The organism is Slackia sp., assembly GCF_977041755.1.
The window spans coordinates 1-2,955 of the sequence record NZ_CDRRGL010000182.1; the positions used below are offsets into that span (position 1 = coordinate 1).

The window sequence follows — 2,955 nt, forward strand, 5'->3', positions numbered from 1 at the left end:
GATGTGCTTTCCACGATTGAGGTGTCTTCGAGCAAATCGGTTTCCGCTGGAGACGATTCCGATGAGAAATCCGCGGAAGGCGGCTCGGCCGAAACCGCTTCGAGCTCCACGGCGGGGGCGAATGCCGTCCAGCCTGGTTCGACGAGGTAGGGCATCGCTATGGGCAAGCGAAGCGTCGAAGACGAGAACGACCTGAATGATATCGCCCCTATGACCACGATGCAAAAAGCGATTATAGGGCTGGCCGTGGTTGCCGTCATCGCGTTTATCGCATATACGGTGCTGCATTAATTTCCACGTGGGCTCGCTTAAGGCGGGCTCACGTGCGTATTGAAAGGAATACGAATGGCCAAGCATGGGAAGCACGCTCGCGTTCAGGAAGCTGACGCGGAGCTCATTGATGGCGCATCCGTTCAGGCTGCGCCCGAATATGATGCTTTGGAGAACAACGCGCCTGAAGCCACGAAGGGCATTTCCGTCCATCAAAAGAAATCGAAGCGCATGCGCACAGTGCTCATCGTCGTGAGCGCGGTGCTCGTGGTGCTTATCGCGGCATTGGGGTATTTCGCATTCATGCTGTACCAGGAAGCAAGCGATGTTGCGAGCCAGGCTTCAAGCTCGACTGCCGCCACGCTGAAAGACACTGCCGAGGCGACCGATGCGAAAAAGCAGGGCAGCCGCCTTACCGCTCCGAATTTGGTTGCGTTGCTCGGATCAACGGAAGATGAGGCCATCTCGAAGGTTGGTCGTGGTGCCACCGTGGCGAGCTCTTCCGACATAACCGAGGAAAAAGGCGAAGGCGATTCGAAGACCACCGAAGTCGTGGGCAAAACGGTGACGCTTGCGCTTACCGAGCAGCAGGCCGACTCGAAGGGCAATACGCCTTCGGTGTATCTCACGCTCGATAAAGATGGAAAAATCACTCAGGCGGGCTATTCCGCCGCGATGTCGACGTTGGGGTATGGCGATGTGAGCTTCTCCGACGCGGTGACCGAAAAGCACGTTGTTGAGACCCTGCTCGGCGATGCCGGCTTGACGGTTGAAGATGGCTCGGTTGAGCTTCCTTCCGCCGACGAATACCGCACCTACGCGAACGACGGAAAGACTATTGCCCAAGAGCAATACACCTTCTCGGGCGAGGCGCCCGCCGCGCTTGACGGGGCCCAGCACGCGTGGCAGTGCCGTTTGAATTACGACTATTCCGCGGCGAACGTGTCGAACAATTTGTCCGACACGCTCAGACTCTTCTATGTATATGTGAACGCCTAGAAACTGGAATTTATAGAAACCCGCCAAATGGCGGGTTTTCTTTTATGAAGAGCAGGACAACGATGCAATACTCGAGCACTCTACTGTGATAAAGTGTCTAACACGTTACCACATATGAAAGGGGAAGGTGACACGCAGTGAGGCCTATTACCGCCCGAGGATTCCGAGACATCATGCCCGATGAGGCCATCGAGCGTGAGCGCATAACCCGCATCGTGAGTGACGGGTTCGCGTCCCACGGGTACCTGCCGGTCGAAACGCCCTTGCTCGAAGAGCAATCTTCGCTGGCGATGGCCGGTGAGTCTGCTGCCACGCCTTTTCAGCTTTTCGATGGCGATGGCCGCCTGCTCGTGGTGAGAAGCGACCTCACCATGCCCATCGCACGCCTCGTTGCAACTCGTCTGGCGCATACGGAAGCGCCCATTCGCTTGCGCTATGCCGCCCCCGTCGTGCGTGAACAGGCTCAATACATGGCGCGCTCCCGCCAGTTTACGCAGCTTGGCATCGAGCTCATTGGCGCAAGCGGCGTCGAGGCCGATTTTGAAGTGGTGTCCATGGCGGCCGAAGCGCTCAACGCCGTGGGCGTTTCCAAGTGGCGCATTGTATGCGGAAGCGTTCGTCCCATGAACGAGCTCCTCGCGGCGGCGGGCATCGCTGGTTCCAAGCGCGAAGAGCTTCTCTCATGCGTGCATGCGTCCGATTTCGTCGATTTGGATGCGGCGCTTTCAGACGTGGACGCGCCCGAGAATCTCGTGAACGCAATAGCGACCTTGCCGCACATCAGCGGCGGAGTCGAGGCGCTCGATGCGGCTTCCGCCGCGCTTGCGGCGGCGGGCATCGCCGATGGGGGCGTGTCGGAGCTGCGCGCGTTGTTCGAGTCGGCACAAAAAGCGGGCTTTGCCGACAACCTTGCGGTTGATTTTTCGGTCATGAACTCGTTCGGCTATTACACGGGCCTCGTGTTTTCCGTATATGCCGATGGCGTATCGGCCCCTCTTGGATCGGGTGGGCGCTATGACGAAGCGTTTTCGCGGCTGGGCGAGCGCGATTTGCCCTCGGCCGGCTTCGCTTTATCGCTCGAGGAAATCGAGGAAGCCGTCGCGAACAACGCTGAAGCGCGCCCGCTGCGCATTGCGGTGCCGAAGGGGTCGCTGTTCGCTGATACGGTTGAGACGCTTGCGGCGGCGGGGCTCGACACCGAACCGCTGCACGATGTGGGGCGACACCTTATCGTGCATGGCCAGGGCGTCGACTATGTCATCGTGAGGCCCACCGACGCCCCTGCCTTCGTTGCCTCTGGCGGAGCCGATTGCGGCATTTGCGGTCGCGATTCGCTTGTCGAGGCGGGCCTCGATTTGGTGCAGCTCATCGATCTTGGCTATGGCGCGTGCCGATTCGTGGTTGCCGAGCCTGCGAGCGCGAAGGGCGCGGCCGATGCCGCTTATGCGCGCCGCGGTTCCATTCGCGTGTCGACGAAGTATCCGCGCATCACCCAGGCGTATTACGATCGAATTGGCGTGCAAGCCGATATCGTTACGCTTCATGGCAACATTGAGCTTGGTCCCATGGTTGGCCTGTCTGACCGCATCGTCGACATTACTGCGACGGGCACCACGCTTCGAGAAAACGACCTGGTCATAGTCGATGAGGTGCTGAAATGCTCCGCGCGCTTCTTTGCAAGTCCCG

Annotated in this window: 3 protein-coding genes; all 3 read left to right on the top strand. The window is 59.3% G+C overall.

Going from position 1 to position 2,955, the window contains the following annotated elements:
• Positions 1–159: 159 nt before the first annotated feature.
• Positions 160–291 (top strand): hypothetical protein, encoded by a 132-nt coding sequence (locus ACWI8T_RS09225; RefSeq protein WP_260162761.1) that lies wholly within the window; start codon positions 160–162, stop codon positions 289–291.
• Between the two features lie 54 nt (positions 292–345).
• Positions 346–1,269: a histone-lysine N-methyltransferase gene (locus ACWI8T_RS09230; RefSeq protein ID WP_302887017.1), complete on the top strand. Its 924-nt coding sequence runs from the start codon at positions 346–348 to the stop codon at positions 1,267–1,269.
• A 137-nt stretch (positions 1,270–1,406) separates the two neighbouring features.
• Positions 1,407–2,955: ATP phosphoribosyltransferase (hisG, locus tag ACWI8T_RS09235; RefSeq protein ID WP_449138727.1), on the top strand; the 1,549-nt coding region annotated here is incomplete at its 3' end.